Below are 25,727 nucleotides of genomic sequence, written 5' to 3' on the forward strand. Positions count from 1 at the left end.
TGTCTCTCCTGATGGGGAAACAGCGTTTTGCATTTACTGCTTTTTATTCTTTTTTAGAAGGCAGGCTGCCGTGCAAACAGCTGCCGCTGTTCCTGCCGCAAAGAGGGCGGCCCGTCCCCACTTGCGGACGTTGTCGAAACGGACCGCCGTTTTTACCTTATCCAGGGCAGTGACGGGACGCCTCGCGGAAACGGTCACGCATCCCAGCTTTGTATCAATTTCAATGTTTGTGAAACCTGCTTTGGTAAGAATAGCGGAAAGCTCTTCCGTTTTGTAGAGAGTCATGCCTTTGATGATTTTCGGGTACAGATTGTCGAGAAATCCATAGCCGTCCGCTTCATTTACGATGAGGAAGGTGCCGCCCGGCTTCAGCACCCTTTTGATTTCTTTCAGTGTGTTTGGCAGATTGGGCCAAAAGTATATCGTTTCAAAGGCGGTGATGACATCGAAATGATTTGCGCCGAAAGGAAGGAGTTCGGCGCTTCCTTCATAAACGGAACACCGTCCTTCCGCAATGGCATCGCGGTTGCGCATAAAAGAATAATTCACGCAGTCCGGTGAAAGATCGATGCCTGTCACGTGACCGCGGGGAACTTTCTTTAAAAAGCGGGACAGGTTGATGCCGCCTCCGCAGCCGATGTCGAGGATTTTTTCATTACCGGCAAGATCCAGATGGGAAATCCCCCAGAGGGACACGGGAGTATGGAAAATATTCATAGAGGCAATCAGCAGCTTTCCGGCGGCGCCCTGCGGGTTGGCAAAAGCGGGAAGTTTTTCGGAAAAGTTCATTGTGGCGCTCCTTTCTTAAAACAGGAAATGATATATCTTTATTATAAGTGATTTTTCCGCCGGATAACAGGGAAGGGACGTGATTCTGCATAAAGTGAATAATGGCGCCGGCGGAAAAACAAAAATGCAGTCAAAATCATCCTGAATTGATTTGGCAAAAAACAGTTTTCTAAAACAAAGAAACAAAAATATTCCGAAACAAGGTTGATTATTTATTCATATAACCGTATAATATATCATATCTCATAAAAAGAAATTGTATGAAGACTAGTCGATGAAGAAAGGCGGCATGTAAAATGAATGAAATTAAAAAAGTGGTTCTTGCTTATTCCGGCGGATTGGATACGTCCGTTATCATTCCGTGGCTGAAAGAAAATTATAACTGTGAAGTCATTGCCTGTACAATCAATCTGGGACAGCCGGAAGATTTTGATGCGATTCATGAAAAAGCGCTGAAGTCAGGGGCGTCTGTGGCGGAAACGCTGGATGTGCGCAGGGAATTTATTGAAGAATACGCTTATAAAGTATTGCAGGCCGGCGGGAGGTATGAAGGCAGGTATCTTTTAGGAACGTCTTTTGCCCGTCCGCTGATCGGCAAGTGTCTTGTGGATATGGCGAAAAAATATGGCGCGGATGCCATCTGCCACGGTGCCACCGGCAAGGGAAATGACCAGGTCCGTTTTGAATTGGCTGTGAAAGCACTGGCGCCTCATATGAAGATTATCGCTCCCTGGCGCCTGTGGGATATGAAGTCCCGTGAAGATGAGATGGCTTATGCGGAAGCGCACAATGTGCCTATTGATAAATTTGATGAAAAGCAGACGGAAGAAGAAAAAGCGGCGCAAAAATATCCTTACTCCATGGACTGGAACATGTGGCACCTTTCCCATGAGGGGGATGATTTGGAAAATCCCGCCAATCCGCCCCACAAAGATATGTACCTTGTTACCTGTGATCCCGAAGACGCTCCCGATCAGCCCGAATTTGTCACCATCGAATTTAAGGAAGGCAAGCCGATTGCTGTCAACGGGAAGGAAATGGACGGCGTGGAACTGGTCAATACGCTGAATGAAATCGGCGCAAGGAACGGCATCGGTATTGACGATCTTGTGGAGAACCGCCTGGTGGGCATGAAATCCCGCGGCGTATATGAAAATCCGGCAGGTTCTATTCTTTTCTATGCCCACAGCGAGCTGGAACGCCTTTGTCTGGATCGCGCCACCCTTCATTTCAAGGAAGTGGCGGCCGTCAAATACAGCGAACTCGTTTATGACGGCATGTGGTTCGCTCCTCTTCGTGAAGCACTGCAGGCATTTGCTGATGAAACTTCGAAGACAGTGACGGGAAAAGTGTCCCTCCGCCTGTATAAAGGAAATATCCTCTCCAATGGCGCGGAAAGTCCCTATTCCCTCTACAATGAAGAATTTGTCACATTTGGTGAAGATGAAGTATACAACCAGGCGGACGCAGAAGGTTTCATCAACCTTTTCGGGCTGCCTCTCACCATTCGTGCGCTGATGAAGGAAAAGAATGAAAAATGAGTGAAATGATGTGGGGCGGACGCTTTCAGAAGGCGGAGGAAAGAAGCGCGCTTGATTTCAACGCTTCTGTTTCCTACGACTGCCGTATGTATAAAGAAGATATCGCCGGCTCGCTGGCTCATGCATCCATGCTGGCGGACCGTGGCATTATTTCCAAAGAGGATTTGGAAAAGATTACCGGGGGTCTTTTGAAAATAAAAAAAGAAATAGAAGAAGGCCGGTTTGCATTTTCTGTGGAACTGGAAGATGTCCATATGAATGTGGAAAAGCGTCTGACCGATGATATCGGCGATGCGGGAGCAAGGCTCCACACGGCAAGAAGCAGGAATGACCAGTGCGCCGCAGATCTCCATATGTATATGCGCCGGCATATCGCGAAGTTGGCGGAAAAGCTGATTGCCGCCGAAGAAGCACTGATAGGTGTATCTGAAAAATACAAGGATGTCATCCTGCCCGGCTATACCCATATGCAGAGAGCGCAGCCCGTGCTTTTCGCCCATCATATGATGGCTTACTGCGCCATGCTGCAAAGAGACTTTGAACGGCTCGTCGGCTGCTATGAAATGGCGGATGCCTCTCCTTTGGGCGCCTGCGCTCTGGCGGGGACGACTTATCCCACCATGCCGAAGGAAACGGCGGAGAAACTTCACTTTTCAAAATGTTATGGAAACAGTTTGGACGCAGTTTCCGATCGCGACTACCTTCTCCAGTTTCTTTCCTTCGCATCCATCTGCATGATGCACCTGTCCCGCCTGTCGGAAGAATTGATTCTGTGGAGCACCGGCGAATTCGGATTTATTGAGCTTGATGACGGATACAGCACAGGCAGTTCCATCATGCCGCAAAAAAAGAATCCCGATATCTGTGAACTTGTCCGCGGGAAAACAGGACGGGTGTATGGCCATCTGGTAGCACTCCTGACGGTGATGAAGGGACTTCCTCTTGCCTATGACAAGGATATGCAGGAAGATAAGGAGGGCGTATTTGACACCATAGACACACTGAGGTTCGCTTTGGATATTTACGCCGGTATGCTGAGTACCATGACTGTCAACGGTGCGCGTACAAGGGCTGTTTTGGAAAATGATTTCTCCAATGCCACCGATATGGCGGACTATCTGGCAAAGAAAGGACTTCCTTTCCGCCGTGCCCATGCGGTGGTGGGAAACGCGGTGGCTTACTGCATTGAAAACAGAAAAGTGCTGCTTGCCCTCACCATGGAAGAATTTAAAAAGATGAGTCCTCTTTTTGAAACTGATATTTACGAAGTCCTTCAAATTGAAAACTGCGTGAAGAACAGGGACAGTTACGGCGGTACCGGACCGGAGCAGGTGAAGCGCCAGCAGCGGGAAGCGAAAAAGATAGTCAGCAGGCAGAAAAAACTGGCAGCAGAATGGAAAGAAGCGAACGCGTTTATAGAATAAGAATGGGAAGGAAAATATCTTTATAAATGATTTTGCATCAGGCCCTCATGCGGATGAGGGCTTTTAGCATGGCGGAATGAAGAGGGCGGACCAAATTGAATATGAATCGGAAAATATAATAAAATTTTGCCTGAATATATATTTTTGATATAAAATTGTATTGAAATAAATTTGGATAAAATTAATACAAGTATAAAATTAATACAAGTATAAAAAGGAGAAAAATGAAGATCGCACTTCTTCATCTGGATGTGGCGGAAGGACCGGAAACAAGAAACAGAAAAAGTATCATTTCTGCGGCGGGAGAGGCAGTTTCCCGCGGAGCAGACTGGATCGTTACGCCTGAAACGGCGCTTCAGGGATATTTCTTCCATGACAACAATGGGAAGCTTCCTTCCTTTTCGGAAAAGCAGCTGTCCCGGTACCTGCTTTTTGCCGGAAGGAATAAAGCGGATATGTTTCTTTCCGCAGCAGAATATGATGAAAGGGATGGAAAGGGCTACAATTCCTGTTTTGTCATAAACAGGGAAGGAGAGTTTCTGGGGAAGCACAGGAAGATGTTCTCCCACCGGAAGGGATTTGAACGGTGGCTGTCCCTGGGAAGAGAAATCCATGTGTTTAACATAGGCACGCTCCGGGTGGGTCTGCTTGTCTGCGCAGATTCCTATTACGAACAGCCCTGTTTGGAAATAAAAAAGAAGAAAGCGGATATGGTACTTGTTACAGCGGCCTGGCCGCCGGGAAAATGCTGCTCCGATCCTGTGTCTGTCTGGGAAACCTGTTCAAAATTATGCGGTGTTCCGGTCATTGTCTGCAACCAGACGGGATATCATGAAAGAATGGATATGAGAGAAGCGGAAAGCGCGGTCATCGTGGAAGGACAGCGGCTTTTTACCTATAAAGGCGCTCCTGCGGTTTTATTTTGTGAGTGGGATGAAGAGAAAATGCGGATCCGCTCGAAAATGTTTGAGGTGGTGCACATAGAATGAAAGAAATAGAATTGTATCGGTTAAATGCAGACGAAAAAATTGTACATGTCCCTGAAACGCACAGCATCGTAGTCCGTTTTAATGCTCCTAAAAAGGTCTTGAGCACTTCTCTCTTGAACGGCGGATACAGAGAAGATATCAAGGGGCTTTTCAACTATACCTGCTGCGGGCTCGGTTCCTGCATGAGCCTTGAAAAATATGAGGAGCATCTGGGGAAATGTGCAGCAGTTGTGGGGCTCGATCCTGCGCATTCCACGGGAATCGGTACGGCGGCACTGATGGAAAATGCGGCCATCGTGGAAGAAACCTATGAAGAACTTAAGGTGGCAGCCTGCGTGACGGCAGGCGTGGAAGGAAATGCAGGGTGTGCAGGAGATCCGGCGGGATATTACGGGGCGGGGGCGAGTCCGGAAATATACAGGCCGGGAACCATTAATATCCTGCTTTTTATCAATGCCGATATGCCGCTGGGAATATTAACCCGCGCTCTGGTCACCTGTACGGAAGGAAAGACGGCGGCGCTTCGGGAACTGATGGTGGGAAGCCGGTATTCGGAAAATCCTGCCACAGGAACGGGGACAGACTCGACAGTCATCGTTTGTGATCCGAAATCACCGCTTTATTTCCGCAGCGCAGGGAAACATAACAAACTGGGGGAACTGATCGGGAAGACGGTCAAAGAGGCAGTGAAAAAGGCATTAGGGAATCAAAATCATCTCTATCCCTCTACGCAGCACAGTGTGACAGAACGATTGAGGCGGTACGGGGTGACAGAGGAAGTCCTGTATTCGTATTTCAGGGAATATAAAAAAGATGGCATTGAAGAAGAATGGCGCCATCTCTGGCGAAAAATAGACCGGGACAGCGAAATGGTATTCATATCATCTTTCCTGGCGGAGCTTCTCGACGAATATCGGTGGGGGCTGGCAGGAAATGAAGAGGCATGCCGCATGGCAAAAAAGCTCCTGCAAATGACAGCAGAAGCATATGGAATGCGGTCAGTGCCGATGGAAATAAAATCAGCTGAAGATATAAAAGATGCTTTTTGCCGATTGGCAGTACAGGCAGCTGTAAAGAAGAACGGCATTTGAGCATAACGGTCAAACAGATAAATCTATCAGGTACAGGCAGTTTATCGGTTTGCCGCTAAAGATCAGAAGCTGATAATATATTCTTTATGTAAAGTGTTTTTTCTTGACAGACTGTTTTGTTTCTTATATAATCATTCCGGTATGGTGATGATATGTTTTTAGAAAATATCGTACAGAAAGGCGAGCTGCTTGATTGCTACGGCGCTTTATTGACCGTGAGGCAGCGGGAATGCCTTGAGCTTTATTATAATGAAAATCTCACATTGGCGGAGATTGCGGAGTATTTCCATATTTCCCGCCAGGCAGTGCATGATGCCATGCGCCATGGGGAGGAGCAGCTGGAGAATTATGAAGCGGCGCTCCATGTGGCGGCTGCACGGCTGAAGCGTAAGAAAGCGGCAGAAGAGATTTCTCTGCTCTTGTCCGATACGGCAAGAGAAGAAGCGGCGCCGCTTTTAAAAGTATTGACAGATTGAGGTGGACGGATGCCTTTTGAAAATTTAGGGGATAAGCTGCAGTCTGCTTTCAAGGATCTACGGGGAAAGGGAAGACTTTCTGAGAGCGATATCGACAGCGCGCTCCGTGAAGTGCGCCGTGCTCTTCTGGAAGCAGACGTTAATTTCAAAGTTGCGAAAGATTTTATTGCCCAGGTTCGTGAAAAGGCGGTGGGTGAAGAGGTCTTCGGAAGCTTGAAGCCTGACCAGACGGTAATCAAAATCGTCCGTGATGAGCTCACGGAGCTCTTAGGCGGTACGCAAAGCAAGATTACGATGTCGTCCTCCGGATTGACAGTGATTATGCTGGTGGGGCTGCAGGGCGCCGGTAAAACGACGACAGCAGGCAAGCTGGCCCTTATGCTGAAGAAGCGCGGCAAGAAACCTCTTTTGGCGGCGTGCGACGTGTACCGCCCCGCGGCAATCAAGCAGCTGGAGGTTCTCGGACAGCAGGTGGATGTTCCCGTATACCGCATGCCTGATAATGTGGATCCTGTCCATATCGCACGGTACGCAGTGGATGCGGCAAAGTCTTACGGTCGGGACGTGGTTATCCTTGATACGGCGGGCCGGCTGACAATTGACGAAAAACTTATGGCAGAACTTCGGAATATAAAATCCGAAGTCCATCCTCATGAAATCCTTCTTGTTCTGGATTCTATGACAGGACAGGATGCGGTAACAACGGCTGGGACATTTGATGAAAATCTCGGTATAGACGGCACGATTCTGACGAAGATGGACGGTGATGCCCGCGGCGGCGCGGCTCTTTCCATCAAGGCGGTCACCGGCAAACCGATAAAAATGATCGGTGTCAGTGAAAAGCTGGACGGCGGTTTGGAGGATTTCCATCCCGACCGTATGGCAGGACGCATTCTCGACCTGGGCGATCTGGAATCTCTCTTTGAACAGGCCCAGAGAAATATGGATCAGGATACGCTCAAAGAGGGCGCGAAGAAAATTCAAAAAGGCGAATTTTCGCTGGACGATTTCCTGAAACAGCTGAAACAGATCCAGAAATTGGGCTCCATGTCCGGCATTTTAAGCATGATTCCGGGAATGGGGAAATATAAAGAGCAGTTGAAAGATGTTGATCTCAACGGCAAGGAGATCAGACATATCGAAGCAATTATTTTGTCTATGACACCGGCGGAACGGGCGAATATCGACTTGCTCAACGGCGGCCGCAGGAAGCGCATCGCGGACGGCGCCGGCGTGAAAATCCAGGATGTGAACCGCATGATGAAGCAGTTTAAGGAAATGCAGAAGCAGATGAAAAAGCTGAAAGGCAGAAAGATGCGTCCTCCGACAGGCGGTCTCGGCGGGTTTGGCGGTTTCGGCGGATTTCCGGGCATGTTCAGATGAAAGCGGCGTAAGCCTGAAATTTTTTGCAGGAATACCGGCCTGACCGCGTTGCCGGAAAGGCCGATTATTTCATAAATCAAGTAAAGAACTTATGATTTCAAGGAGGTGAAATTATGTTAAAGATTCGTTTGACCCGCATGGGCGCAAAGAAAAATCCTTTCTACCGTGTAGTTGTTATTGATTCCAAGGAAGCCCGCAACGGTACTCCGGTCGCGACTGTAGGCTGGTATGATCCGGCTAAGGCTGACGCCCCTGTCAAGCTTGATGAAGAAGCAATTCTTTCCTGGCTTGGCAAAGGCGCACAGCCGACTGATACAGTCCGCAGCCTTCTCCGTAAAAATGGCATCATGGCAAAGTTTGCTGAAGCGAAGAAATAAGGGAGGCGCGCTATGAATGAATTGGTGGAAAATATCACCAGGGCTCTTGTGAAGAACCCCGACGCCGTCTCTGTGAACGTTGTCCATAAGGGCAGCCTGGAGATTTATCAGATCCAGGTTGCCCCTGAAGATATGGGCAAGGTGATTGGCAGAAAAGGCCGCATTGCTAATGCAATCCGAACAGTGGTAAAAGCAGGGGCTTTAAAGGAAAATAAAAAAGTCGCTGTTGACATTCTGGAAGAGGTACACTAATGGATGAAATTCAGGTTTTGATTCCTGTCGCTGTAAAATCTAAGCTGACAGAGGCATTAAAGACAACTTTGCTGAACCAGATCAATCAAAATATCAAGAGTGTTGAAAATGACATGACACAGCTTGAATTTGAAGCGAACGCGAAGCTGGCGGAACAGGCAAAAATCAATATGCAGGCAGTGGCTCCTCTCCGCGCCCAGTATGACGCGCAGAAAGCACAGATGATCCAGGTAAAGGATAAACTCACTGCAGATAAAGAACATCTGGAAAAACTGACTATTGGCGCAGAATTGCCACGCCAGCCGCTTAACCGCCTTGTGACTCTTCATATCGGTGACGACATGAATGCTGTCGCCGGGGGAGAAATTCTGGTGGAAGACGGAAAGATCATCGCTTTCCGTGAATGATATGAATTCCGGCAAATGGATTACTGTCGGCCGAATTGTTGCCCCGCATGGCGTGCGGGGTGATTTGCGTGTCCTTCCAGAAACGGAACGGCCGGCCATGTTCAAAAAGCTGAAAAAACTTTTCCTTGGCGGCAGAACCTATGATGTACGCTCTTCCCGTCCTCATAAGAATGTATACATCATTCATTTGGCAGGGGTGGAAGACCGGAATGGAGCGGAGCCGCTTGTCGGAACGCCTGTGGAAATACCTGTGGCGGAATTACCGAAATTGCCGGAGGGGGAATATTATTACTTCCAGCTTATCGGCCTGACAGTGGTTTCCGATACGGGGGATACTGTGGGGACGCTCACGGAAATTATTGAAACCGGCGCGAATAACGTGTATGCGGTAAAAACGGCGGAAGGAAAGGAAATATACCTTCCTGCCATACCGTCCTGCGTCCTTTCCGTTCAACCGGAGGAAAAGACGATGACGGTGCATTTACCGGAATGGGAATAAACATGAAAATAGATATTTTATCTTTATTTCCCGAGTTTATAGAAGCATTCTTCCGACAGAGCATGATTAAACGCGCTCTGGACGCGGGGCTCATAGAGATGGCGGTGACAGATCCGCGGGAGTTTTCCCACAGCAGGCATCATCAGGTGGATGATACCATCTATGGCGGCGGTGCGGGAATGCTCATGCAGTGCGGGCCGCTTTTTGAAGCCTGTGAATCGGTACTTCCTCAAAAGGGGCCGCGGGATCGGGTGGTTTTCCTGTCTCCTGCCGGGATCCCTTTTACCCAGGATAAAGCCAAGGAACTTTACCGCGATTATAACCATCTGGTGCTGATCTGCGGACACTATGAGGGAGTAGACCACCGCGTGGAAGAACACCTGGCAGATGAGCTGATTTCCATCGGGGACTATGTCCTCACGGGAGGAGAGCTTGGCGCTATGGTTATTTCCGATGCGGTTGCCCGTATGGTGCCTGGTGTCCTTGGAGATGCGGGCAGCGCAGCAGGCGATTCTTTCTATGAACCGATTCTGGAATATCCTCAGTACACGAAACCTGTGGATTATCGTGGCTGGAAAGTGCCTGAGATACTTGTGAGCGGCCATCATGCAAATATTGCCCGCTGGCGGCGGAAAGAGGCGCTTCGGCGGACCCTGAAATGCCGTCCCGATCTTCTGGCAAAATTACAAATGACGGCGGAAGATAAAAAACTCATGGCGGAAATAGCCGGGGAAGAGGAGGAATCATAGTGGCGCCTGTGTATATAGGACTTGTCCATTATCCGATCTATAACAAACATATGGAAGTGGTCACGACCGCCCTTACGAACTATGACCTTCATGATATCGCGCGGACGGCGAAAACATATGGCGTACGCACTTATTTCATTATCCATCCCATCGAGAGCCAGCGCGAAATGGCGCTCCGTATCATGACCCACTGGAAAACGGGCGGCGGGGTCCATTATAACCCGAACCGGAAAGAAGCTTTTGAAGAAACAGCTCTTGTACCGTCTCTGGAGGATGCCACCCGGCAGATAGAAAAAGACTGCGGAGAAAAGCCGATTATTGTGACTACGGATGCCCGTGTCTACCCAAATACGGTTTCTTACACGGACATGCGGAAGAAAATCCATGAAGAAGAAAAACCTGTTTTCATTCTTTTCGGGACAGGCTTCGGCATGACCAGGGAAATGATGAAACAGTTTGATTATATTGTAGAACCTATATATGGTGCCGGCAGCTACAACCACCTCTGTGTGAGAAGCGCCGCTGCTATTATCCTTGACCGCCTTTTGGGCGAGCCCTGGTGGAATACAAAGGAGGGGGAATAATTATGTCCGGACATTCCAAGTGGGAAAATATCAAGCGCAAGAAAGGCAAGACGGATGCCATCCGCGCGAAAATTACCACAAAAATTTCCAAGGAAATCACGATTGCTGCCCGTATGGGCGGCGGAGATCCTGTAGGAAATATGCGTTTAAAATTGGCTTTGACAAAAGCAAAGCAGAACAATGTGCCGAAAGATAATATCCAGCGCGCTATTGCCAAAGGTGTAGGCGCCGCTTCCGGTGCGGGCTTTGATGAAATTACTTACGAGGGGTACGGACCCGGCGGCGCGGCGGTTATCGTTGAGTGCAATACGGATAACAGAAACCGTGCGGCGGCGGACGTACGCCATGCCTTTACCCATCACGGCGGCAGCATCGGTACGCCGGGCTGTGTGGCGTGGATGTTCAAGAAAAAAGGCATAATTGTCGTGAGCAAAGAAGCCGCTGATGAAGATACCCTCATGATGATCGCTCTTGACGCAGGTGCCGAAGACGTCTCGACAGACGGAGACAGTTTTGAAATTACGACGGCTCCTGAAGATTTCCTGACCGTTTCCGAAGCATTGGAAAAAGAAGGGATTGCCGTAGAAGCATCGGAAGTGACCATGGTTCCGGATAATACTGTTTCCCTTGAAGGTGATGCGGCGGACGTCATGAATAAGCTTACCAGTGAACTGGAAGAATTGGATGACGTACAGGACGTGTACACCAACGCAGAACTTCCGGAAGATATGGAATAATAGAAAGCACAGGTTCAAGCCTGTGTTTTTTTGCGCAGAAAAGCGGAGTTGACCTGGTGTCAGCAGATTTTGCTGCTGACGGCACTAAAAAAAGAACCCTTACGAATATTTTCATTCATAAGGATTCTTTTCATTTGCTTAGAAATGGTAATTCAAGCCGACACCGAAGCCGTCTTCGCTGGAGGTCTTATCTCTGTCATAGTAGGTGTAGTTCACGTCAAGGTCGAAAGAGGTGGGAACGAGGCCAAGCCGGAGACCCACTTTATATTCTCTTTCCTCAGAAGATAATTTCAGTCCGCCATACGCATCAAGAGGACCTATGACATTTGTTCTTCCTTCCAGAAGTCCGTAAACTTTTGCATCTCTGTCATAATAATTTCTGTTGCCTAAACCAAGGTACACATGGCCCAGTTTATACTTGGCGTAAATATCCGTTTCATTTCCGCCATGATTCCAGTGTCTGTATTCCGCACCGACAATAACTTTACTGACAGGCGAAATTTCGATATGGGCGCTGTGGATACCGTCTTTTGCTCCGTTGTAGCCATAGCCGACTTCCGTTTCCAGAACCGGTACGCCGGGAATCAGCGCCTGGGCAGAATATGCTCCGCTGAATACGGTAAGCACCGCTGCCGTGAATAACAATTTCTTCATAACAGTCTCTCCTTTCTGCAGATAATCTTTTCTCTATTATAAATCAAGAATAGAAAAAATTCCATCTATTATCTTATAGAATTTGGGCATGGGTTGGACAATCCAATTGCTCCTCTGATAAAAGGAACGGCTGTTTATGGAATGCAGGTGTCGTTCTGTATTATAAGGCAATCGCTCTTGCGAAATGTTCTTTCAGGACCTTGACGGATGCCTGGAGTTCTTTTTGCTCGTCATCTGTCAGATGCAGCTCAATGATGTCTTCCACGCCGTCTTTTCCGATTTTGACGGGAACGGAAGCAAAACTGTCTTTTATGCCATACGGACCGTCAAGGTAAACGGAGCAGGGGAGGATCTTGTGTTCATTATGGTAAATCGCGCGGACCAGCTCTGCTGTCGCCGAGGTGACGCCGAATTCAGTGCAGCCTTTTGTCGTATTTTCAATATATCCTTCCTTGTGGACTTTGTCGAGAATGACTTCTTTGGCGTCCATATGATAAAGCCCCGGTTTTTCTGCGAGGAGTTCATCGATCGGTTTGCCGGCGACTGTTACATGGCTCCAGGGAATCATGGAGCTGTCCCCGTGTTCACCTAAGAGATAAGCGGTGAGGGAGCGGCGGTTTACTTTCAGCTGGGTAGACAGCTGCATCTGCAGCCGGGCAGAGTCGAGAGCCGTTCCCGAGCCGATGATTTTTTCCTTTGGCCAGTCCAGTTTGTACTGGAGGTATTCGGCGATAATATCACAGGGATTGGAAATGGAAATAATAATTCCGTCAAATCCCGATTCTTTAATGAGCGGAATAAATTCTTTGCTTGTGGCGACGGCGCTGTCCATCATGTCAAGGCGTGTCTGTCCCGGAAGACGGGGTGTGCCTGACGCATTGATGAGTATATCGGCATCCTTCATGTCGGCTATGGTGCCTGCGTATGCTTCAAAATGATGGGGCTGGTAACTTACTGCGTCCAGCAGGTCAAGTGATTCGCCATGGGCCTTGTCATTATTAATATCATAGAAAATCACTTCGTCAGCCAGTCCCTGCACTGCGAACTGGAGTGCCAAGTGGGAACCTACGTTTCCCGCACCGATGATGCCGATTTTTCTTGTTTTAATTGCCATTTCTTCTATCCTCCTGTTTCTCCTTCATGAATGATCATTCTTTTGGATCATAATTTAAACCAATTATACTCTCTCAAACCGGATGAGGCTACCTTCTTTTAGCAGCGGAGGAATATGTCCGGTGAAAAGAAGATGATTGCGGGAAATTGCAGGGCATGGCATAAAATATTCCCAGGCAGTCAAACGGATTACAAGGATATCGTTTTAAAATTTTTGACGATCAAAATTCTTTAGGTCATCAGCACGTTCTGAATGATCTAATTACTCTATAATAAATTGATTACCATATGTTGTGTTTTAGAAATATATTGACACAAGATATTGAATAGAATAATATAGATATATAAAATAACCGAAATAGAATCGGTGAAATAAAGAGAGGGTATTGATTATGGAACATTGGTATGACAATGAAATCAGCCGGGGTATTTTAGAGGCGAAATATTATCATGAAGGCGAGACGACGCCGCAGCAGTTCATCGACAGAGTAAGCTCCGTATTTAAGGGGGATTTTCGTGAACGTATGAAAAAATACATCACAGACGGAGATTTTTCTCCTGCCGGAAGGACGCTTTATGCAGCAGGTTCGAGGGGCAAATTTAAAGTATCCATGTCAAACTGCTATATCCTGCCGTCACCGGAAGATAATCTGGAATCCATTTTTCATTCCAATTATGAAATTGCCCGTATTTTTTCCTATGGCGGCGGTATCGGTATCAATATTTCCAATCTCCGTCCTGCAGGAAGCCGTGTACATAATGTGGCACGTACTTCCACCGGTGCCGTTTCTTTCATGAAAATTTTTAATACTACCGGCGAAGTGATCAGCCAGAACGGCCGCCGCGGCGCGCAGATGGTGGGACTTAACTGCAGCCATCCTGATATTTATGAATTTCTCCATATCAAGCAAAATGAAGAAAAGCTGTCCAGCATGAATATCAGCATTCTTTTTACTGACGAATTTATGGAAGCTGTGCGGGACGATAAAGAGTACACCCTCCGTTTCCATGTGGAATCGACCGGTGAAAATATCGAAAGGACGATCCGTGCCCGTGATTTCTTCCGTGAGTTTTGCGAAACCCAGTGGGATTGGGGCGATCCGGGGGCGCTTTTTTCGGATCGGCTGAATGATTACCATCTGCTTGCAGGATATGATGAGTATCAAATTGAAATCACGAATCCCTGCGGCGAGTTCGGCGGCAACGCGTACAATGCGTGCAACTTGGGCAGCATCAATCTGTACAACATGATTGATGATAAATTCGGCAATGCACCGTCTTTGAATGAGGAAAAATTCAAGCAGGCGGTTTATGACGGCATTATTGCTCTTGACGAGATCGTCTCTTACGGTTATGAAACGCAGCCTTTGGATGAAAACAGGACCTGTATTGATGACTGGCGCTCTTTGGGGCTGGGACTCTTCGGCGTGGCCGATGCGCTTGTGGCGATGAAGCTGGCTTACGGAAGCCGGGAAGCAAGCGCATTTATGGAAAATGTGATGAAGATCATGCTCCTTTCTGCACTCCGCTCTTCCTGTGACAGGGCAAAGATGAAAGGTACTTTCGGACGTTACCGCCGGGAGGCGACGGAGAAATCGCCGATTATACAAATGGTAAAAGAGCTGGACGGCGGTCTTTATGAAGATATCCGAACTTATGGTCTGCGGAACGGCACGCTCCTTGCCATCGCGCCGACAGGAACCATTTCCCTTCTGATGGGAAGTTTTTCCGGCGGCTGTGAACCGCTTTACAAAATTTCTTATGAACGTTCCACACACAAGATGGAAGAAGTGAACGGCAGTTTCCGCGTGTATGCCCACAGTGTAAAAGATTTGCTCCGGTACCGTCATCTGCCATTGACTTTGACGGATGATGAAATACGGGAAAAGTTCCCCTGGGTCATTGAAAGCCATGATGTTTCCTTTATGGATCGTGTAGCTATGCAGGCGGTCATGCAGAAGTATGTGGATAATTCCATTTCCAGCACGGTGAATTTGAAAAATGACGCCACGCCCGAAGATATCTACGATATTTACCTGGCGGCATGGGAAAGCGGATGCAAAGGCATTACTGTTTTCAGAGACGGATGCCGCCGGGGAAATATTCTCGGCATTGCCGCAAAGAAAGAAGAGAAAGCCGATGGACCAAAGCCGGCAGAAGGGCAGCCGGTTTGTCCCGAATGCGGCGGAAAGAATATCCGTGTGGAAGGCCATTGTGCTGCCTGCAGTGACTGTGGCTGGTCCGCCTGCAGTGTCGTATAAATGAAATAGAACAGGAAGATTCCGTATGAACCGGCGGGCGTTTTTGCATGGGAAAATGAAAGGAACTTTAGCGTTTCTTGTGAAATCAGACGCAGAATTATATAATTAAAGAAGACAAACCGGGAATCAATAGTGAATGAAAATGAAAAGACTGGAGATATAAGCTTTAGTAAGGAGAGGATTCCCGGCGGAGAGATTATCCGTAAACGGAAAAGGAGGACTCACTGATGAAAGGTTATGCAATGCTCAAAATCGGCTCTGTAGGCTGGGTTGAAAAAGAAAAACCCGCCTGCGGCGCCATGGACGCTATCTGTAAGCCGCTGGCTATCGCCATCTGCACTTCTGACGTACATACCGTATGGGAGGGTGCTGTCGGTGAACGGCATGACATGATTCTCGGGCATGAATGCTGCGCGGAAGTGGTGGAAGTCGGCGCGGATGTAAAAGATTTCAAGCCGGGCGACCGTGTTCTTGTTCCCGCAATCACCCCCGACTGGAATTCACTGGAAGCCCAGGCCGGATACGCGATGCATTCCGGCGGCATGCTGGCAGGCTGGAAATTTTCTAATTTTAAAGACGGTGTGTTTGCGGAATATTTCCATGTGAATGATGCTGACGGAAATTTGGCGCACTTGCCGAAAGAAATTAATGTGGTAGATGCGTGCATGCTCTCCGATATGGTTCCTACCGGATTCCACGGTGTGGAACTGGCCGATGTGCAGTTTGGCGATGTGGTGCTTGTCATCGGCATCGGCCCTGTGGGGCTCATGGCGGTAGCCGGAACAAATATGCGCGGCGCTGCCCGGATTATTGCCGTAGGCAGCCGCCCCGTATGCGTAGAAGCGGCAAAGAAATACGGAGCATCAGATATCATAAATTATAAAAACGGTCCCATTGAAGACCAGGTCATGCGGCTCACCGACGGTAAAGGTGTGGATCGTGTCATTATTGCGGGCGGTACGGTGGATACATTTGCGTCCGCAGTGAAAGCATTGAAGCCGGGCGGAAAAATCGGTTCTGTGAACTATCTGGGAAGTGGAGACAGTATCCGTATCCCCCGTGTGGAATGGGGGGTAGGCATGGGGCATAAAGCCATCGTTGGCGGACTTATGCCCGGCGGCAGACTCCGTATGGAAAAGCTGGGCGCCCTTGTGGCGGCAGGAAAACTGGACGTAAGCCTTCTTTCCACCCATGTATACGAAGGCTGGGATAAGCTTCCCGGAGCGCTTCAGCTTATGAAAGATAAACCGGCGGACGTGATTAAGCCGGTAGTGGTTTTGGAAAGATAAGACAGAAATAAAAGGGACTGTTCCTCACAGGCAGTCCTTTTTGCTTGGAAAATTTTATATACAAATTAGAGTATATACTCATTGAGACAGAAATATATTTCTTAAAATGATTAGAAACAGATGGATGAATTTATGAATCACCGATAAAAACAGAACCGATAAAAGTGTCAATTTTATTTTCATGGTTCTTGTATCTTGTAAATGCATGAATAAACGTCTTGTGCTTCTGAAATCGGGATAGATGGTGATATATAGTATACTAATTCACAGGGAACATATATAATTAGGACATAAAAACGAGTACCGGGAATGGACAAAGGAGGTCAGAGCCTTTTGTCGTTCCCGGTATGGCATGGAAAGGGTCAGGAAGTGAATAAACTTAAATCTTATGCAGTTAATCAGCTGAAGGTTACGCGGAATACATTCCGTGATCCGATCATTGCGGCAGTCACGGTTTCTATGATTGCCGTGCTTCTTATTTTTGTGGTGTGGCCCCTGCTGGAAGTCGTGAAGCAGAGTCTTGTGGATACGGCAGGCAATTACAGTTTCCAGGCGTATAAGAATATCTTTACGATGAAGGAAACATACAAGGCCTTTTGCAACACCATTATGCTGGCCGTCATTGTCGGTATTCTGGCGACGGTGATCGGGTTTCTTTTTGCCTACTGCACGTCCCACCTGCAGATCCGCGGGAAAAGAATATTTAATCTGATGGCGATGATGCCCATGGTGTCACCGCCGTTTTCTGTGGCATTGTCCATTATCATGCTTTTTGGTAGCCGCGGTCTGATCACTTACAATCTTCTCGGCTGGACGAATACGAATATTTACGGGCTGAAAGGCCTGATTTTTGTACAGACGATTTCTTATTTTCCTATCGCTTTTCTTCTTTTGGCCGGCATGCTGCGGTCTATTGACTCTTCTATTGAGGACGCGGCCCGTGATCTGGGTTCTTCTAAATGGCGTACATTCAGTACGATTACGGTTCCTCTTGTCCGTCCGGGGATTGCCAATGCGTTCCTTTTGGTGTTTATTAAATCGGTGGCGGATTTTGCGAACCCTATGGCTATCGGCGGGAATTTCTCCACACTGGCGACGCAGGTGTACCTGCAGGCTATCGGGAGTTATGATGTGCAGGGCGGCGCGGCGGTGGCCGTTGTCCTACTGGATATCGCCATGATTCTTTTCATTCTTTCCAAATACTGGGTGGAGAAAAAGACCTATGTGACCGTGCTGGGAAAAGCCTCCCGCGAGAGGGCGATGATTAAGGATCCCGCCGTAGTGATTCCGGTGGCAGGCTTCTGCTTCCTTATGACTGCCGTGGTGCTGGCGATTTATGTCCTGATTCCGATTGCTTCTCTGATAAAAATGTGGGGCGTCGATTATTCATTTACTCTTGCCCATTACAAATACGCTTTCGAAGTGGGACGGAACGCGATCCGGGATACTACGCTTCTGGCTGTTGTTTCCACGCCGATTGCCGGTATTCTTGGCATGATTGTCGCGTACCTTGTGGTGCGGAAGAAGTTCATCGGCAGAGGCTTCATTAATTTTGCGTCGCTCCTCAGTATTTCCGTGCCGGGTACGGTTATCGGCATCGGATACATATTGACATTCAATGATTATCCTCTCCAGCTGACAGGCACGGCAATCATTCTTATTGCAGCGTTTGTCATCCGTGCGCTGCCTATCGGTATCCGTGCCGGGGTTTCCAGCCTGCAGCAGATTGACCCCGGTATTGAAGAAGCGGCGGCTGACCTGGGATCCAACGCAGGCCGCGTATTTACCACGGTGACGCTTCCTTTGATTAAAAGCGCTTTCTTTGGCGGTCTTGTGTATTCATTTATCAGAAGCATGACGAGCATCAGCGCGGTCATCTTCCTGGTGTCGGCCAAGTACAGTCTGCTTACTGTTCTTATTCTGGACCAGGTGGAAGATAACCAGTTCGGTGTGGCGTCCGCCTTTTCAACGATATTGATCTTGATTGTATATGCGGCCATTGTGGGAATCCAGCTTCTTCTCGGACGCTTCGGCTCCCATAATAAAGAAACGGCAAGTGAAGGAGAAATGTGATGGCAAAACAGGCAAGCATAGAATTGAAAAACTTAACAAAAGAATATGTGACGCATGAAGGAACCGGTACGTTCCTCGCGGTAGACCATATTAATGTAAGTATAGGAAGCGGTGAATTTGTAACGCTCTTGGGGCCGTCAGGCTGCGGAAAAACGACGACACTCCGCATGATTGCCGGATTCGAATCTGTTTCCGGCGGAGATATCCTTCTGGACGGGATCCGGATCAATGAAATGACACCGGATAAGCGGGATTCTTCTATGGTATTCCAGAGTTATGCCTTATTTCCCCATTATGATGTGTATGATAATGTAGCATATGGTCTTGTAAACAAAAAAATGGATAAGAAGACCATCAGGGAAAAAGTCATGCAGATGGTGGAACTTGTGGGACTGAAAGGGCTGGAACACCGTATGCCGAATCAGCTTTCCGGAGGCCAGCAGCAGCGCGTGGCTCTTGCCAGGGCGCTTGTCATGGAACCGGCTGTCCTGCTCTTTGATGAGCCTTTATCTAACTTGGATGCGAAACTCCGGGTGTACATGCGCAAAGAGATAAGAAAAATTCAGCAGCGGATCGGCATTACCAGCGTGTATGTCACCCACGACCAGGCGGAAGCCATGAGCCTTTCCGATAAAATTATCATCATGAATAAGGGACATATCGAACAGGTGGGAACGCCCCATGAAGTATACCAGCATCCTGCTTCCCGTTTTGTTGCCGATTTCATTGGCAGCGCCAACTTTGTGGAAGCAAAAGTGAGTGAAGGGGACAGTGAAGGGGAAATGATTCCCGTCAGTATGTTAAATGAAGATTTTAATGTCCATTATGCCGGACTTCCGGTGAAAGCGGGGGATACGGTACAGATCGTTCTCCGCCCTGAAGCGATCAGGCTGGCGGACAGCGGTGACGTGGAAGCGGAGGTGATTTCTTCGACTTATATGGGGGCTGTGCAGGAATATGTCGTCCGTGCCGGTGATAAGGAACTTGAAACGGAAGAGTATAATCCGGAAGGGAAGCGTATTTACCGGCCGGGAGATAAAGTATGGCTCCGCATTCAGCGAGGCGCGCTCCACGCTGTGAAGAACTGAACGAAACTTGGATACCCGGCACGGGTATTTGAGTATAGAGGAAAGATTCATTTTAAGGAGGCATTTTGATGAAAAGTATTTGGAAGAAGGCGGCACTTGCCGTTCTTGCAGGCGCTATGGCATTCAGCTTTACAGGCTGCGGAGGGGAGAAGAAAGCGGAAGCTCCGGCGGCGAAGAAGGAATCAAAAGAAATCACCGTATACATGGGAGTCGTAGAACAGTCTGCGAAAGTGGTTGCCAGCGAATTTGAAAAAGATACGGGCATTAAAGTGAACTTTGTCCGTATGAGCGGCGGGGAGACCTTGAGCCGTATCCGCGCGGAAAAGAATAATCCCCAGGCCAGTGTATGGTATGGCGGCAGCGCCGATTCTTTCATTATGGCGAAAAAGGAAGGACTTCTGGAAGCATACAAGTCGCCCAATGCAGAAAAAATCAAACCGGAGTTTAAAGATGCAGATGGATACTGGACAGGCATTTATCAGGGCTATCTCGGCTTTATACTCGACGGCCGTTATTTTGACGAACATAAGCTGCAGCCGCCGACATCATGGGATGATTTGCTGAAGCCGGAATTTACCGGCCAGATTGTCATGGGGAATCCGGGCTCCGCTTCTACCGGTTATGTAGTGGTTTCCGCTATCGTCCAGAGCATGGGTGAGGAAAAAGGCATGGAGTACCTTGCCAAATTGAATAAACAGGTCAAGCAGTATACCAAGGCAGGCGCGGCTCCGGCACGCAGCGCGGCTCTTGGCGAAGCAGCCATCGGCATCACTTATCTCCATAACGGGATCCGTCTGATCAAGGAAGGCAATACGAACGTCCGCCTGTCGCTGCCGGAAGAAGGTACTGCTTATGAATTGGGCGCCGTAGCGATTATTAAGAATGCACCGGATATGGAAGCAGCAAAGAAATTTGTCGACTGGGCTCTTACCAAGAAAGCGCAGGAAATCGGACAGCATAATAATTCCTACCAGTTTCTCACCAATCCGGAAGCAAACCCGCCGGAAGAAGCTATGAAATTTAAGGATGCGAAACTCATTGATTACAACTTCCAGTGGTCCGGCGATAACCGTGCCCGTCTCCTGGAAGCATGGAACAAGGCAGTGAAAGAATAATGGGAGCAAAAGGAAAAATAGGACTGATCGGCCTTGCCGTGATGGGTGCCAATCTAGCGAGAAATCTGGCAGGGCATGGTATTTCCACGGTCGTTTATAACCGAAGCCATGACAAGACGGAAAATTTTCTTAAAGAATTTGGAAGTGACACGAACCTTTCCGGCGCGGCTGCTTTGGAAGAGCTGGTCAATTCTCTGGAAAAACCGCGGAAGATTATCCTTATGATCAAGGCGGGCGAAGCAGTGGATGCTATGATAGCAAAACTCATTCCCCTCCTTGAAAAAGACGATATCCTTATTGACGGTGGGAATTCCTTCTTTGAAGATACCCGGCGTCGGAGCAGGGAAATGGAAGCGCTGGGGGTTCACTTTGTGGGCATGGGCGTATCCGGTGGTGAAGAAGGGGCGCTCCACGGCCCCAGCCTTATGCCCGGCGGCACCCGCGAGGCCTACGATGCTCTTGCGCCGATATTGAAGGCGGTCTCGGCGAAGGCGGAAGGAGAAGCCTGTGTGGATTACATGGGTCCTGATGGTGCCGGACATTATGTGAAGATGGTTCATAACGGCATCGAGTACGCTGATATGCAGATGATTGCCGATACATACTTTGTGATGAAGAACGTTCTTGGCATGACGGTGGAAGAGATGGCGGATACCTGGGAAACGTGGAATAAAAGCGAATTATCTTCTTACCTGGTGGAAATCACTGCCCGTATTCTGCGGAAAGCCGATGAGATGACGGGGAAGCCTCTGGTGGATGTCATATTGGATGTGGCGAAACAGAAGGGAACCGGACGGTGGACAAGTATGAGCGCTTTGGCGCTTGGTGTTCCCGCTCCGACGATTACGGAAGCCGTTTTTGCAAGAACTATGTCTTCACAAAAAGAGGAAAGACTGGTGCTTTCCGAGCGGTACCGGGATCTTGCTTTTGAAGGAACGGAAGTGGACCGCCCCGCTGTGCTTGAAGACTTGCGGCAGGCTCTTTACGCGTCTAAGATTTGTGCTTATGCCCAGGGCTTCAATCTTCTTGAAGAAGCGGGGAAAGTATACGGCTGGGATCTGCAGATGGGGCGCATTGCAAAAATCTGGCGGAGCGGCTGTATTATCCGCGCCCGTTTCCTGGATACCGTAAGTGAAATTTTTGAAAAAGAAAACGGCATGACCAATTTGCTGGCAAGCGGATATTTTTCCCAAGTTCTTTACGGCGCCCGCGCGGGCTGGGGGCGCATTATTTCCCTGGCGGTGGAAAGAGGCGCGGCTGTTCCCGCTCTCTCCAGCGCGCTTGCTTACTTTGACTCTTACCGTACTGCACGGGGAAGCGCGAATCTTCTTCAGGCACAGCGTGACTGTTTCGGTGCCCACACGTATGAACGCATTGATAAGGAAGGAGCTTTCCATACCGACTGGATGAACTGAGTAAGGAAACTCCATGAAACAGCAGAAAACGGCATTTCTCACAAGATTATTTGCGGGGAATGCCGTTTTGGGATGGGAAAATAAAGACGGAAATTATTTATTGTTAAATTATATGGCTTCAGGGGATGACCACAACTTTTCCAAATCCGGTGCGGCTTTCTAAGTAACTATGAGCCTCCTGTATATCGTCAAGGGAAAAGACACGTTCCGGATGAATAATGATGTTGTATTGTTTAATATAGTCAAACATTTCCTGTATTTTTCCGGCATTTACATTTCCTGAATAAAAAGAAGATAGGTACGCACCGGAAGGGATATCCGTAATCGGATCGAAGTTTTCAAGATACCATTGGTTGCCTAACTGGCCGACACTGCACAAGATGCCGCCATCGGACATATAGCGGAACGAATCCTTAATTGTCCGCGGACCTATAAGCTCCAATATCCGGTCAAACGACTGCCCTTTTGCAGAAAGTCTGCCGTCATCATCGACAAGGCCGGTGTCGTAGCCGAGAGAGGTCAGCAAGGACGCTTTTTCTTTAGTCCGTGATGTGCCGGATATGTGGATATGTGGAAATTTTGCCTTTATCAGTTTTAAAAATGCGAGGCCTACGCCGGAGGTGCCGCCGCGTACCAGTATAGATGAATCTGCTTGGATACGCAGGCTTTTCAAGGCGCCAAAGGCTGTATAGCAGGATTCGGGAATGGCTGCCAGATCAGGCCAGGGCAGATTGCTGGAAACAGGGTAAATTTGTTGATTGGGGAGTAATGTGTATTCAGCATAGCTGCCGTCAAAGGCGCGTCCCATTTCGCCCATGAAAGAAATGACCTTGGTTCCTGTGGGCAAACGGAAAGGATCTGTTGATTCCGCGATGGTTCCTGTACATTCAATGCCCAGGATGCGTGGGAAAGAAACTGTCGGCGACAATCCTTTGCGTGTAAAAATTTCAGAGTGGTTAAGGCCGAATCCTTTAATTTTTATAAGCGACCAGCCTTCTTTCACAGAGGGGACGGGAACCTGCCTGATTTTCAGCTGCTGAGGACCTCCTGCTTCATAGATGACGGCTGCTTTCATATACATATTTAAATCTCCTTTCTGAGGAGTAATAGAGAATCATGGATGGGCGGACATTTCATGATTACTATATCAGGCCGTTATTTTTCAGATATTCTATGGCGACATCACGGGCTTTGCGTTTATTAACGCGGACGTCATAATTCATGGCGCTCATTTCTTCCTCCGTAATGCGGCCGGATAATTGTTCCAATATTTCTTTCAGTTCCGGATGGGCGTCCAGGGTTTCCTGTCTCATGAGAGGGGCACCCTGATAAGGCGGGAAAAGCTGTTTGTCATCTTCTAACGGGACAAGGCCGTATTGCTTTAATTCACTGTCTGTGGAGTATGCGTCCGTGATTTGGATGATGCCTTGCGAGATGGCTTGGTAGCGTAGGGCCGGTTCCATTGTGCGTACTTGAAGATGGAGCCCGTATAAAGACGCGAGCCCGCGGTTTCCGTCTTCTCTGTCATTGAATTCCAATGTGAAACCTGCAATTGCTCGGTTTTCTACTTTGTGCAGATCAGAGATGGATGTGAGGCCGTTTGCCTCTGCATAAGAACGCGGGACTGCGACAGCATAAGTGTTTTGGTATGACATAGGCTCAAGATATGCCAGGTTATCCTGTATTTTAATTTCATCACGAGCCGCTTCATATACGCTGCGTGCATCATGGCCGAGAGGCGGTGGCTCTTTTAGGAGGCTGGAAGTTATTGTTCCCGTAAATTCCGGGTATAAGTCAATACTTCCTGCTTTTAATGCTTCATAAAGGAAGGCGGTCTTTCCAAAATTCGGTTTGAGTTCAACGGCTATATTTGTTTTTCGTGTGATCAGTTCCTGATACATATGGATCAATATGTCCGGCTCCGGACCGAGCTTGCCTGCAATGATAAGTTTGTCATGCCGGTGGGAAAAAGAGACGAAAGAAAGCATGAGAACCAATATAAAGAAACATAGTACAAGAAAAGACTTTTTTAATGAGACATGCTCCAATATATGGATGCCGTAACTAAAAATAATCGCGAGCAATGCGGATGACCCCGCACCGATAAGAATGAGAGCACTGTCATTGTGGTCGATACCGAGTAATATGAAAGAACCGAGACCTCCGGCCCCAATCAGGGCTGCCAATGTGGCGGTGCCGATGATCATGACGGATGCTGTGCGGATTCCGGAAGTGATAACGGGCATAGCCAGAGCCAATTCATAATTTTTCAGCTTTTCCCATCTGTTCATACCAAGTGCTTCCGCTGCTTCATCTAATACGGGAGGAATTTCCGACAGGCCGGTGATCGTATTCTGCAAAATCGGAAACAGGGCGTAGATGATCAGCGCTGTCAGTGCAGGCAATGTGCCGATACCGAGAAATGGGATCATAAGTCCCAGAATGGCAAGAGATGGAATTGTCTGAATGATTCCTGTGATTTGCAGAACCGTCTCTGCATAGGATTTTTTTCTGGAAAGCAGGATTCCCAGCGGGATGGAAATGAATATGGCGGCCAGAAGCGCGCTTAAAGAAATCTGTACATGCTGCGTCAGTGCGAGGAGCCAATCTTGGATACGCCCGGTGAAAACGGTAAAAAGATTATTCAAAGCCATCACATCCTCTGCTAAAGAATCGGGCGACAAAATCATTTTCCGGCCGGCTTTTGATTTCACCCGGTGTTCCGGTTTGAATGATTTCACCATGGTTCATAATGCACAGGCGGTCTCCCAGATAGGCAGCCTCTTCCATATTGTGGGTAACCAAAACAATGGTCAGCCCTAATTCGTGGTGGAGTGTTTTTATAAGATCCTGCAGCTGCCGGCGGGAAATGGGGTCTAATGCGCTGAATGGTTCGTCCATAAGAAGAATTTCCGGCTTGCCGATGATAGCACGGACGATGCTGACCCTCTGCTGTTCTCCGCCGGATAATTCATGAGGGTAACGGTGTGCATATATTTTCGGATCAAGACCGACTTTGGATAACAGCTGTGTAGTTTGTTCTTTCCGGATTTGCTTTGGCCATTTTTTCATAATCGGTACAAGTTCTATATTTTCTGCGACCGTCAAATTAGGGAAAAGGGCGATCTGCTGCAAGACATATCCCGTATTGAGCCGTAATTCGCGAAGCGGATAGTCCATGACGGATTTTCCATCTAATAATACATCTCCTTCTGTCGGGTCAATGAGACGGTTAATTAGTTTCAACAGGGTTGTTTTGCCGCTGCCGCTTGGGCCGATGAGAACAAAAAATTCTTTGTCCTTGATGGAAAGGCTCTGATTTTTTATTACGGTACACTCTCCGTAATCTTTCCGGATCTGCTTTAGTTCAATCATGTATTCTCCTGTGGTGGAAAAACATCAAAAGGTCCTGATTTTATGA

Annotated in this window: 25 protein-coding genes; 19 read left to right on the forward strand and 6 right to left on the reverse strand. The window is 48.2% G+C overall.

What is annotated here, in order from left to right:
- Positions 1–33: 33 nt before the first annotated feature.
- Entirely contained in the window at positions 34–789 is a 756-nt protein-coding gene (locus tag GCWU000321_RS08200) for a class I SAM-dependent methyltransferase (protein ID WP_007070758.1), read from the reverse strand.
- A 296-nt stretch (positions 790–1,085) separates the two neighbouring features.
- Between GCWU000321_RS08200 and GCWU000321_RS08205 the strand changes: the two genes are divergently transcribed.
- The 13 genes from GCWU000321_RS08205 to GCWU000321_RS08265 all read left to right on the forward strand — a co-directional run bounded on the left by GCWU000321_RS08205 (position 1,086) and on the right by GCWU000321_RS08265 (position 11,298).
- Entirely contained in the window at positions 1,086–2,330 is a 1,245-nt protein-coding gene (locus GCWU000321_RS08205) for an argininosuccinate synthase (RefSeq protein WP_007070760.1), read from the forward strand.
- Positions 2,327–3,754, forward strand: a complete 1,428-nt coding sequence (argH, locus tag GCWU000321_RS08210; RefSeq protein ID WP_007070761.1) for an argininosuccinate lyase — start codon at positions 2,327–2,329, stop codon at positions 3,752–3,754. Before GCWU000321_RS08205 ends, argH begins: the two co-directional genes overlap by 4 nt.
- A 224-nt stretch (positions 3,755–3,978) precedes the next feature.
- Positions 3,979–4,743, forward strand: coding sequence for a carbon-nitrogen hydrolase family protein (locus GCWU000321_RS08215; RefSeq protein ID WP_007070763.1), 765 nt, complete (start codon positions 3,979–3,981; stop codon positions 4,741–4,743).
- Positions 4,740–5,834 (forward strand): adenosylcobinamide amidohydrolase, encoded by a 1,095-nt coding sequence (locus tag GCWU000321_RS08220; RefSeq protein ID WP_007070764.1) that lies wholly within the window; start codon positions 4,740–4,742, stop codon positions 5,832–5,834. The genes GCWU000321_RS08215 and GCWU000321_RS08220 overlap by 4 nt, the downstream gene beginning before the upstream one ends.
- 152 nt (positions 5,835–5,986) lie before the next feature.
- A complete protein-coding gene (gene ylxM / locus GCWU000321_RS08225) occupies positions 5,987–6,310 on the forward strand; it encodes a YlxM family DNA-binding protein (RefSeq protein WP_007070765.1) in 324 nt (107 codons plus the stop codon).
- A gap of 9 nt (positions 6,311–6,319) precedes the next feature.
- Positions 6,320–7,693: a signal recognition particle protein gene (gene ffh / locus GCWU000321_RS08230; RefSeq protein ID WP_007070766.1), complete on the forward strand. Its 1,374-nt coding sequence runs from the start codon at positions 6,320–6,322 to the stop codon at positions 7,691–7,693.
- Between the two features lie 113 nt (positions 7,694–7,806).
- Positions 7,807–8,070, forward strand: a complete 264-nt coding sequence (gene rpsP, locus GCWU000321_RS08235) for a 30S ribosomal protein S16 (RefSeq protein ID WP_007070767.1) — start codon at positions 7,807–7,809, stop codon at positions 8,068–8,070.
- Positions 8,071–8,082: 12 nt separating this feature from the next.
- Positions 8,083–8,322 (forward strand): KH domain-containing protein, encoded by a 240-nt coding sequence (locus tag GCWU000321_RS08240; RefSeq protein ID WP_007070768.1) that lies wholly within the window; start codon positions 8,083–8,085, stop codon positions 8,320–8,322.
- Positions 8,322–8,729 (forward strand): YlqD family protein, encoded by a 408-nt coding sequence (locus tag GCWU000321_RS08245; RefSeq protein ID WP_007070769.1) that lies wholly within the window; start codon positions 8,322–8,324, stop codon positions 8,727–8,729. Before GCWU000321_RS08240 ends, GCWU000321_RS08245 begins: the two co-directional genes overlap by 1 nt.
- Before the next feature lies 1 nt (position 8,730).
- Positions 8,731–9,228 (forward strand): ribosome maturation factor RimM, encoded by a 498-nt coding sequence (gene rimM / locus GCWU000321_RS08250; protein ID WP_040381580.1) that lies wholly within the window; start codon positions 8,731–8,733, stop codon positions 9,226–9,228.
- A 2-nt stretch (positions 9,229–9,230) separates the two neighbouring features.
- On the forward strand, positions 9,231–9,977 hold the full coding sequence (gene trmD, locus GCWU000321_RS08255) for a tRNA (guanosine(37)-N1)-methyltransferase TrmD (RefSeq protein WP_040382093.1): 747 nt from the start codon (positions 9,231–9,233) through the stop codon (positions 9,975–9,977).
- Positions 9,977–10,561, forward strand: coding sequence for an RNA methyltransferase (locus tag GCWU000321_RS08260; RefSeq protein WP_007070772.1), 585 nt, complete (start codon positions 9,977–9,979; stop codon positions 10,559–10,561). The genes trmD and GCWU000321_RS08260 overlap by 1 nt, the downstream gene beginning before the upstream one ends.
- A gap of 2 nt (positions 10,562–10,563) precedes the next feature.
- Positions 10,564–11,298, forward strand: a complete 735-nt coding sequence (locus GCWU000321_RS08265) for a YebC/PmpR family DNA-binding transcriptional regulator (RefSeq protein WP_007070773.1) — start codon at positions 10,564–10,566, stop codon at positions 11,296–11,298.
- Positions 11,299–11,436: 138 nt separating this feature from the next.
- On the opposite strand, the gene GCWU000321_RS08270 is transcribed toward GCWU000321_RS08265, so the two are convergent.
- Entirely contained in the window at positions 11,437–11,952 is a 516-nt protein-coding gene (locus tag GCWU000321_RS08270; RefSeq protein WP_007070774.1) for a hypothetical protein, read from the reverse strand.
- 160 nt (positions 11,953–12,112) lie between these two features.
- The gene (locus GCWU000321_RS08275; RefSeq protein WP_007070775.1) at positions 12,113–13,066 is read right to left on the reverse strand and encodes an L-lactate dehydrogenase; all 954 of its coding nucleotides are present in this window, start codon (positions 13,064–13,066) and stop codon (positions 12,113–12,115) included.
- 391 nt (positions 13,067–13,457) lie between these two features.
- Between GCWU000321_RS08275 and GCWU000321_RS08280 the strand changes: the two genes are divergently transcribed.
- The 6 genes from GCWU000321_RS08280 (at position 13,458) to gndA (ending at position 22,306) form a co-directional block, all read left to right on the forward strand.
- Positions 13,458–15,326 (forward strand): adenosylcobalamin-dependent ribonucleoside-diphosphate reductase, encoded by a 1,869-nt coding sequence (locus tag GCWU000321_RS08280; protein ID WP_007070777.1) that lies wholly within the window; start codon positions 13,458–13,460, stop codon positions 15,324–15,326.
- Between the two features lie 227 nt (positions 15,327–15,553).
- Complete coding sequence (locus tag GCWU000321_RS08285; protein WP_007070778.1) at positions 15,554–16,615, forward strand: NAD(P)-dependent alcohol dehydrogenase; 1,062 nt, start codon at positions 15,554–15,556, stop codon at positions 16,613–16,615.
- A gap of 369 nt (positions 16,616–16,984) precedes the next feature.
- Entirely contained in the window at positions 16,985–18,688 is a 1,704-nt protein-coding gene (locus tag GCWU000321_RS08290; protein WP_040382094.1) for an ABC transporter permease, read from the forward strand.
- Entirely contained in the window at positions 18,688–19,776 is a 1,089-nt protein-coding gene (locus GCWU000321_RS08295) for an ABC transporter ATP-binding protein (protein ID WP_007070780.1), read from the forward strand. Before GCWU000321_RS08290 ends, GCWU000321_RS08295 begins: the two co-directional genes overlap by 1 nt.
- Positions 19,777–19,844: 68 nt before the next feature.
- A complete protein-coding gene (locus tag GCWU000321_RS08300) occupies positions 19,845–20,891 on the forward strand; it encodes an ABC transporter substrate-binding protein (RefSeq protein ID WP_007070781.1) in 1,047 nt (348 codons plus the stop codon).
- Positions 20,867–22,306 (forward strand): NADP-dependent phosphogluconate dehydrogenase, encoded by a 1,440-nt coding sequence (gndA, locus tag GCWU000321_RS08305; protein WP_244835106.1) that lies wholly within the window; start codon positions 20,867–20,869, stop codon positions 22,304–22,306. Before GCWU000321_RS08300 ends, gndA begins: the two co-directional genes overlap by 25 nt.
- Before the next feature lie 118 nt (positions 22,307–22,424).
- Here the strand turns inward: gndA and GCWU000321_RS08310 are convergent, their stop codons facing one another.
- The 3 genes from GCWU000321_RS08310 to GCWU000321_RS08320 all read right to left on the reverse strand — a co-directional run bounded on the left by GCWU000321_RS08310 (position 22,425) and on the right by GCWU000321_RS08320 (position 25,681).
- Positions 22,425–23,387: a zinc-binding alcohol dehydrogenase family protein gene (locus tag GCWU000321_RS08310; RefSeq protein ID WP_007070783.1), complete on the reverse strand. Its 963-nt coding sequence runs from the start codon at positions 23,385–23,387 to the stop codon at positions 22,425–22,427.
- Between the two features lie 61 nt (positions 23,388–23,448).
- Entirely contained in the window at positions 23,449–24,960 is a 1,512-nt protein-coding gene (locus tag GCWU000321_RS08315) for an ABC transporter permease/substrate-binding protein (RefSeq protein ID WP_007070784.1), read from the reverse strand.
- Positions 24,947–25,681 (reverse strand): ABC transporter ATP-binding protein, encoded by a 735-nt coding sequence (locus GCWU000321_RS08320; protein ID WP_007070785.1) that lies wholly within the window; start codon positions 25,679–25,681, stop codon positions 24,947–24,949. The genes GCWU000321_RS08315 and GCWU000321_RS08320 overlap by 14 nt, the downstream gene beginning before the upstream one ends.
- Between the last annotated feature and the right edge of the window lie 46 nt (positions 25,682–25,727).

The organism is Dialister invisus DSM 15470, from assembly GCF_000160055.1.
Classification (GTDB): Bacteria; Bacillota; Negativicutes; order Veillonellales; family Dialisteraceae; genus Dialister; species Dialister invisus.

What these genes read in the sequence shown, in the direction of transcription:
- GCWU000321_RS08200 (WP_007070758.1), bottom strand. Translation starts at nt 789, where the DNA reads ATGAACTTTTCCGAAAAACTTCCCGCTTTTGCCAACCCGCAGGGCGCC.
- GCWU000321_RS08205 (WP_007070760.1), top strand. Translation starts at nt 1,086, where the DNA reads ATGAATGAAATTAAAAAAGTGGTTCTTGCTTATTCCGGCGGATTGGAT.
- argH (WP_007070761.1), top strand. Translation starts at nt 2,327, where the DNA reads ATGAGTGAAATGATGTGGGGCGGACGCTTTCAGAAGGCGGAGGAAAGA.
- GCWU000321_RS08215 (WP_007070763.1), top strand. Translation starts at nt 3,979, where the DNA reads ATGAAGATCGCACTTCTTCATCTGGATGTGGCGGAAGGACCGGAAACA.
- GCWU000321_RS08220 (WP_007070764.1), top strand. Translation starts at nt 4,740, where the DNA reads ATGAAAGAAATAGAATTGTATCGGTTAAATGCAGACGAAAAAATTGTA.
- ylxM (WP_007070765.1), top strand. Translation starts at nt 5,987, where the DNA reads ATGTTTTTAGAAAATATCGTACAGAAAGGCGAGCTGCTTGATTGCTAC.
- ffh (WP_007070766.1), top strand. Translation starts at nt 6,320, where the DNA reads ATGCCTTTTGAAAATTTAGGGGATAAGCTGCAGTCTGCTTTCAAGGAT.
- rpsP (WP_007070767.1), top strand. Translation starts at nt 7,807, where the DNA reads ATGTTAAAGATTCGTTTGACCCGCATGGGCGCAAAGAAAAATCCTTTC.
- GCWU000321_RS08240 (WP_007070768.1), top strand. Translation starts at nt 8,083, where the DNA reads ATGAATGAATTGGTGGAAAATATCACCAGGGCTCTTGTGAAGAACCCC.
- GCWU000321_RS08245 (WP_007070769.1), top strand. Translation starts at nt 8,322, where the DNA reads ATGGATGAAATTCAGGTTTTGATTCCTGTCGCTGTAAAATCTAAGCTG.
- rimM (WP_040381580.1), top strand. Translation starts at nt 8,731, where the DNA reads ATGAATTCCGGCAAATGGATTACTGTCGGCCGAATTGTTGCCCCGCAT.
- trmD (WP_040382093.1), top strand. Translation starts at nt 9,231, where the DNA reads ATGAAAATAGATATTTTATCTTTATTTCCCGAGTTTATAGAAGCATTC.
- GCWU000321_RS08265 (WP_007070773.1), top strand. Translation starts at nt 10,564, where the DNA reads ATGTCCGGACATTCCAAGTGGGAAAATATCAAGCGCAAGAAAGGCAAG.
- GCWU000321_RS08270 (WP_007070774.1), bottom strand. Translation starts at nt 11,952, where the DNA reads ATGAAGAAATTGTTATTCACGGCAGCGGTGCTTACCGTATTCAGCGGA.
- GCWU000321_RS08275 (WP_007070775.1), bottom strand. Translation starts at nt 13,066, where the DNA reads ATGGCAATTAAAACAAGAAAAATCGGCATCATCGGTGCGGGAAACGTA.
- GCWU000321_RS08280 (WP_007070777.1), top strand. Translation starts at nt 13,458, where the DNA reads ATGGAACATTGGTATGACAATGAAATCAGCCGGGGTATTTTAGAGGCG.
- GCWU000321_RS08285 (WP_007070778.1), top strand. Translation starts at nt 15,554, where the DNA reads ATGAAAGGTTATGCAATGCTCAAAATCGGCTCTGTAGGCTGGGTTGAA.
- GCWU000321_RS08295 (WP_007070780.1), top strand. Translation starts at nt 18,688, where the DNA reads ATGGCAAAACAGGCAAGCATAGAATTGAAAAACTTAACAAAAGAATAT.
- GCWU000321_RS08300 (WP_007070781.1), top strand. Translation starts at nt 19,845, where the DNA reads ATGAAAAGTATTTGGAAGAAGGCGGCACTTGCCGTTCTTGCAGGCGCT.
- gndA (WP_244835106.1), top strand. Translation starts at nt 20,867, where the DNA reads ATGGAACAAGGCAGTGAAAGAATAATGGGAGCAAAAGGAAAAATAGGA.
- GCWU000321_RS08310 (WP_007070783.1), bottom strand. Translation starts at nt 23,387, where the DNA reads ATGTATATGAAAGCAGCCGTCATCTATGAAGCAGGAGGTCCTCAGCAG.
- GCWU000321_RS08315 (WP_007070784.1), bottom strand. Translation starts at nt 24,960, where the DNA reads ATGGCTTTGAATAATCTTTTTACCGTTTTCACCGGGCGTATCCAAGAT.
- GCWU000321_RS08320 (WP_007070785.1), bottom strand. Translation starts at nt 25,681, where the DNA reads ATGATTGAACTAAAGCAGATCCGGAAAGATTACGGAGAGTGTACCGTA.